Genomic DNA, 5991 nt, shown 5'->3' with positions numbered 1-5991 from the left:
ACCATCCTGTTACTTGAACTACGGTGGATTTTACAACCAGGTGATGCAAGAGAAGTCTATAACAAGATAAAAGTAACATCTGCAAAGGTAGATCAACTTTCTAGAAAAATTAACTTTGTTAAAAAGAATTTTTCTGAAATCGTTTCACGTGCATTTGGTGAATCAATTGATGTATCCAAAGAAAATGACTGGTGTGTTAAAGGAGTAGTTGTAGTACAGGGCTTTGGCGGAACAGTTTCTCATGATGAAGACATTCCGGTAGTTACGATGGATATTCTTTGTAAAGGATTACGAAAGTTTAATAAACTTGATAGTTTATATCTTTGGATTAAACAATTATCTTGGCTTCCTGTTCAAGGTATACACTTCGATGTAGAAAATGTAATAGAAGACAATGAGTTAGTAAAAGTCTCTAGACTCGCAGCTAGAACACTTGTTAACCAACTTGAGTTTACTTCAAGTCTACAAAAAAACATCGCTGAAAATAGCACAACATAACAAAACGTTTAAGACAGATTCCCAACGCTTGGCATTTTCAGTGAGAGAATATGGACACCCAACGTTAATGGCGCGGAAGTTAGCCTCCGACTATGCTTTGTTTAAGCATTTAACAAGGAGGTTATTATGCCGCGCCCTCGCCGAACTCAAATTAGCCTTGAAGATACGCCTTACTACCATTGTTGCAGCCGCGTGGTACGGCGTGCCTTCTTGTGTGGTGATGATGCCTACTCGAGCAAGAATTATATCCACCGCCGTGGTTGGGTGGAATCGTTATTGTTTGAGCTGGAAGCCGTTTTGGCCATTGATGTGGCGGCATTCGCCATCATGAGTAATCATCTGCATCTGGTGTTGCATATTGATATAGAGACAGCAAACCGATGGACAGACAGAGAAGTGCTTTGTAGCGCTCAAATCCGCTACCGGTGCTTGAACGCAGACCGAAAGAAGATTAAGTTATTGTTTTACAGTGGGTGGCTTGATTTTTCCTGAAAATTACAAAATAGATTATAGATTAAAGAACGAATATGGAATATGGATATTTTAATAGAAACACCTCGTCTCTTAATGAGAGAGTTTTGCTTAGATGATGTAGATGCTGTCTTTGAATTTTCTACTAATCCAGATGTTATGCGTTATACGGGTGATGTGGGTGCCGTTAATACCAAAAAAGATGCAGAGAATTTAATTGTTAATTGCTGGCAAGCAGAATATAAGAAGTATGGTTACTCTCGGTATGCATTGATTCATAAAGAAGATGATAAAGTCATAGGGTTCTGCGGAGTTAAGTACGAACCCGATTTGAACTGTCCAGACATAGGCTATCGGATGCTACCTGAATACTGGGGAAATGGATTAGCCACAGAAGCTGTAAAAGCCACTTTAGAGTATGCAATAAATACGCTTGGGCTTACTAAAGTAATTGGTGAGGTCTTAGTTGAGCATCCAGCGTCAGGTAACGTTTTACTTAAATCTGGTCTACGTAAAGTTGACACTTATGAAAAAGATGGGGTTATATTGAATAGATATGAATAAAAACTTAAGTTTACAAGTAATAGTAAAGAAAGATAACAAGTTGCTGAATTCGATAAACGAATTGGTGGAGCGTTATTTTTCAGGGAAGATGCTATGAGAATTTGGCTCCTCGCTTTTTTAAGCCTCCTGTTACCAGGTTGCTCTTCGTCCAATAAAACTACCTATCAACCTGTTTGTTTTCAATCCGTAGAACAAGCAATAAACATTGGTGAATCTCTTATATCCGCGGGATATTTTGAAAAAGTAAGTTACTGGGTTAACGGAGACCCCAGCATACCTGTTCGTGGGTTGGGTTTGGAATGGGATGGATTCGAACATTCAAAGTATTGTCCCAACGGAGGATATCCTGTCCTCATCTCTTACTTGGATAAGGATGAAATTGGGAATTCTGAATTAGTGATTAAATGGGCTCAAATAGTTTTTAAAAATATGCTTAAGGAACGAGGCATTGAAACATAACGAGTGACGGTGGCATTCCGTCAATAAGTATTTCACTAATTGTGATAGCTTTCGTCTCATTTGGGTTCGATTTTTCATCATGGTATTGAGCGTAACCAACAACTTTCGCATATAGGCTATCAACGCTACTTAGGGCAGCGGTTATTTCCCGAGGAGGGATTGGTACAATTCTGCAAGAATAGTGTTGCTTGAAGTTGCTTATATTCCCGCAGACATACACCTATTTTCCAGGCGCAGGCGGAACTGTGACCTTCCGAGCCAGGGATAGCGAGGCAGAGCTTACCACCGCATTTGTTCCAGACAAATGTCGGCATACACTCCATCCAAGGAGATAAGGGACGTACTCGAACAACGTCCCTGTTTAACGGCCAGCTCACCATCCCTGGCTCGCGCTCGAAAGCATGTTGCTATGCAATTCTCGCCATGTCACAGGATCGCCTGTGCATAAGTCTGCGGCAGGCTACGAGAAACATCCATTGCCGGAAACTTGGGCTGTGCTTATTGGCTGCATCAAGGGTGGCATTATCGCCATTTGGCAAGATTAGCCTTGTTTGAAATCGGTAAGGATGGGGAATGAATGTACTATTCCTCAATCTCAACTTCTGGGTAAAAACAGGGTGAAGCGGGCGCCACCCAGGGGAGATTGATCTATTTGCCACTGACCTTGGTAGCTCTGCAGCAGATCTTTGACTATCGCCAGTCCTATACCATGACCTTGTTGGTAGTTATCGGCTCTGACACCACGCTCGAACAGCTGGGTTTTCTGCTGCTCTGTAATGCCTGGGCCATCGTCTTCGATGCAGAGGTTCAGCCCTTTTTCGCTAACCCAGGTTTTGAGTACGACTTTGCTGTTTGCTGCCTTGCAGGCGTTATCCAATAGATTGCCGAGGAGTTCGGCCAGGTCGGCTTCATCACCGTAAAACAGGGCGTTTGTTGCCAATTCAGCCTCAAACTCCAGCACCTTGTCCGCATAAATCTTGCCAAGGGTTCGCAGCAGTTTGTCGGCCACGGTTTTACTGTTCACCCCTTGATGCCAAGCGCCGCTGCCAGCACTTTGGGCTCGCTTCAACTGGTGCCCTATGCTGGCGTTGATTTGGCTGATGGGCTCTTGGGCATCGCTCGGCAAAGACTTGAGGCTTTGCAGTACCGCCAGCGGTGTTTTCAGGCTATGGGCCAGATCCGACAGGGCGTTGCGATAACGTTGGCGTTGGCGCTGTTCGTTGCTTATCAGGGCATTGAGCTGGGTCGCGACCTGTTGCAGCTCCTTGGGATAGTCGCTGCCGAGATGTTGCCGTTTGCCTTGCTCAACCGCTTCGAGCTCGGCGCGAAAGCGCGCCAGTGGTTTGAGTGTCCACCAGAGCCAGCCTCCTTGTACCAGTAACAGGAACAGCATCAATAGTCCCAGGTATTGCCAGAGCTGGCGGCTGAAGGCGCCTTGGGTTTGCTCAAAGCCGGTCTGATCTTTGATGATGTGTACGGTAAAGGGAATATCCCGGCCGTTATCCGAGGCCGAGGCAAAGCTGGCGCTGAAGCTGTAACTGAAGTGAGGCTTGCCCAGGAGAAGCATTTCGCCAAAGCGGCCTTCTCCGAGTGGTGGGCTTGGAAGCTTGCCCGGAGGCGGCATACCGATAAAGGAAGGCGAATGCCATACCAGTTTGCCTTGGCTGCTGACCAAGGCGTAGAGCCCGGATTGATCTATGTTGAACTGTTTGTCCTGTAATTGATCCGGCAGAACCAGTTCGCCCTGTTCCACTTCTGCCAATGCCAATACTCCATAAAGGGCGGCGCTGAGTTCATCTTTTACCGCGTGGGCCAATTGGGCACGAAAGGCATCGCTCAGGGTCACGCCGATAAGCGGCAAGAGTACCAGATTCAACAGCAGGGCGCTGATCACCAACCGGCCCTTGAGTGAACCGGGCAAAAGCCTTGCAGGCAAGGGCTTCATCAGGGGTTATCTCTGACAGGAAGCGCATTGAGGCGATACCCCTGACCACGCAGGGTTTCAATAAGCCCAAGCGTGCCCTCGGGATCCAGTTTCTTGCGCAAACGGCGAATAAATACCTCAATCACATTGGAGTCCAGATCGAAGTCCTGATCATAGATATGCTCGATAAGCAGACTCTTGGAAGTGACTTCGCCCTGATGCAGCATCAGATACTCGAGCAATTTGTATTCGGAGGCGCTGAGGCTGACACTGTGTTTGCCGAGTCGCACTTCACCGCTGCTGGTATTCAGGGTGACAGGGCCACTTTGCAGCAAGGGGCTGGCCTTACCTGCGCTGCGGCGGATTAAAGCCTTGATCCTGGCGGTGAGTTCCATGGGGTGAAAGGGTTTGGTGAGGTAGTCATCACCACCGGCATCCAAGCCTTCCACCTTGTCTTGCCAACCATCTCTGGCGGTGAGGATCAGCACAGGGTAATCCAGTCCCTTGGCACGCATCTGTTCAATCAGTGCTATGCCGCTGAGTTTGGGCAGACCGATATCGATAATGGCGGCATCATAGGGATATTCCGCCGCCAGAAACAGGCCTTCTTCGCCGTCTGACGCCGTATCCAGATTGAAACCTGCCTCTTGCAGATGCTGTTTTAAGTTAGCCTGTAAGGCGGCATCATCTTCTACCAATAACAGTCGCATAAGCTGTTTCCTGTCAGTTTGCCTGCAGGCGGCCGCTGCGGGCATCCACAGAGACATAGACAATTCGGCCGCTGTCCTGCAGCAGTTTGACCCTATAACCCGGGTTGCCGTTGACCTTCACAGACTGCACCCTGAGTACTTTACCGCCATAAGCCTGCTTCACCAGTCTGGCGGCTTCATCGCCGCTACGGACTTTCAGCTTGGCCTCCTGGGCCTGAGTCGTTCGTTCCGGCTTGGCAAAGGGGCCGGCATGCAGGGGCTGAGCGAAAGCCAGCGACAGCAATAGCATGCTTGCTGCGATAATTCCGCTTGAGTGATAAGCTTGATGCTTGATTTTACTGCCCCTTTTCATGGTTTTGCCCTTTTGGAAACGCTTGGCCCAGTGTAAAAGATCCCCGCGGTGGATGAAATAGCCAGCCGGGTCTTCACTCTCTATCTGTCCTTCCCCCGGTTTTCGCTCAGGCCCGGTCAGTTGTACTCCTTCCAAGATGAACATCGGCTGACAGAAACCGTTCATCTCATGTTCACCCAGGCTGACTTTTAATAATGCTAAGGAAGGTGCGAATAAGTCCTCGTGGCCTTCTCTTTTGTAGAGAGTGGCTTGCACAGCAATTGGCGCTCAAGGCATCTGACTGAAGGCATGCCGGGGCCTGTCGAAGTCGGATAACGCAGAGAGCCGGTTGCTGTGAAAGCCCCGGAGGGCGTGTCTTACAGACCTGCCTGCTATGTTGTGCTTCTTGCAAAGGACTAGGGCCATTTGCTGCGAACCACGCCTTGCATCCAGGCCTGTAAGCCGACGCAGAGCACACATGGGACTTGTTCGCACCTTCCCTAGTACACACGCAGGTATAGAGCAAAGCGAATGGATACGGCACTGCGGCACAAAATTTGGGAAGTCTATGTAAAAGAGAAAAGGCACCCGATCATTGCCTCGAAAATTACACAACCCAGCAGCGATGGGGTGCAACTACACGATGAAGCACTACTCAAACGCACCATAGCCGAACACACCCACGGTAACGAAACCTACATCACATGCTCTCAATGTGGCTGCGGGCTATTTTATCGCTCCGGCAACAACGCCCAACGCCGGGCAGCCCACCTTTATCACAACACCAAGTTCGCAAAAGACTTGTCACTTACAGAAAACTGCCCCTTTTACCACCACACACCGAACACCCTGTTTTCGGAAATCTACAATGGCGAAGGTGAATGGCACCTCACCACAAAAGAGGATCTGACGGTCATCCTCGAAAATGATCCCTTCGTCATCCCAGGCACAGTCAAGACCGAAAAGTATATCTTCTCAGACGATCCAGACACTAACACACGGCGACGTCCGGATATTCAGTTTACCGATGTCAA

The 5991-nt window shown here is 48.2% G+C and carries 7 protein-coding genes and 1 pseudogene; 5 read left to right on the top strand and 3 right to left on the bottom strand.

The window, feature by feature from the left end:
* The 4 genes and pseudogenes from ON072_RS20720 to ON072_RS20705 form a co-directional block, all read left to right on the top strand.
* On the top strand, positions 1-498 hold a 498-nt coding region (locus tag ON072_RS20720), incomplete at its 5' end, for a hypothetical protein (RefSeq protein ID WP_274626172.1).
* Between the two features lie 126 nt (positions 499-624).
* Positions 625-900 (top strand): annotated as a pseudogene (locus ON072_RS20715) (transposase); the annotation flags it as partial.
* 132 nt (positions 901-1032) lie between these two features.
* Positions 1033-1533 (top strand): GNAT family N-acetyltransferase, encoded by a 501-nt coding sequence (locus ON072_RS20710; protein ID WP_261753071.1) that lies wholly within the window; start codon positions 1033-1035, stop codon positions 1531-1533.
* A gap of 93 nt (positions 1534-1626) precedes the next feature.
* Positions 1627-1992 (top strand): hypothetical protein, encoded by a 366-nt coding sequence (locus ON072_RS20705; protein WP_219012293.1) that lies wholly within the window; start codon positions 1627-1629, stop codon positions 1990-1992.
* A gap of 595 nt (positions 1993-2587) precedes the next feature.
* On the opposite strand, the gene ON072_RS20700 is transcribed toward ON072_RS20705, so the two are convergent.
* The 3 genes from ON072_RS20700 to ON072_RS20690 are packed head-to-tail and all read right to left on the bottom strand — an operon-like array spanning position 2588 to position 5143.
* Positions 2588-3937: an ATP-binding protein gene (locus ON072_RS20700; protein ID WP_261753070.1), complete on the bottom strand. Its 1350-nt coding sequence runs from the start codon at positions 3935-3937 to the stop codon at positions 2588-2590.
* Positions 3937-4626: a response regulator transcription factor gene (locus tag ON072_RS20695; protein ID WP_071475612.1), complete on the bottom strand. Its 690-nt coding sequence runs from the start codon at positions 4624-4626 to the stop codon at positions 3937-3939. The genes ON072_RS20700 and ON072_RS20695 overlap by 1 nt, the downstream gene beginning before the upstream one ends.
* Positions 4627-4639: 13 nt before the next feature.
* The gene (locus ON072_RS20690; protein ID WP_257578840.1) at positions 4640-5143 is read right to left on the bottom strand and encodes a PepSY domain-containing protein; all 504 of its coding nucleotides are present in this window, start codon (positions 5141-5143) and stop codon (positions 4640-4642) included.
* Between the two features lie 345 nt (positions 5144-5488).
* Between ON072_RS20690 and ON072_RS20685 the strand changes: the two genes are divergently transcribed.
* Positions 5489-5991, top strand: a 503-nt coding sequence (locus ON072_RS20685) for a hypothetical protein (RefSeq protein ID WP_274626171.1), incomplete at its 3' end; no start/stop codon positions are given.

The sequence above is a fragment of the Shewanella sp. K8 genome (genome assembly GCF_028823715.1).
Lineage (GTDB): Bacteria > Pseudomonadota > Gammaproteobacteria > Enterobacterales > Shewanellaceae > Shewanella > Shewanella algae.
The sequence above is the reverse complement of the archived record's forward strand: the minus strand, read 5'-3'. Positions and strand labels throughout refer to the sequence as shown.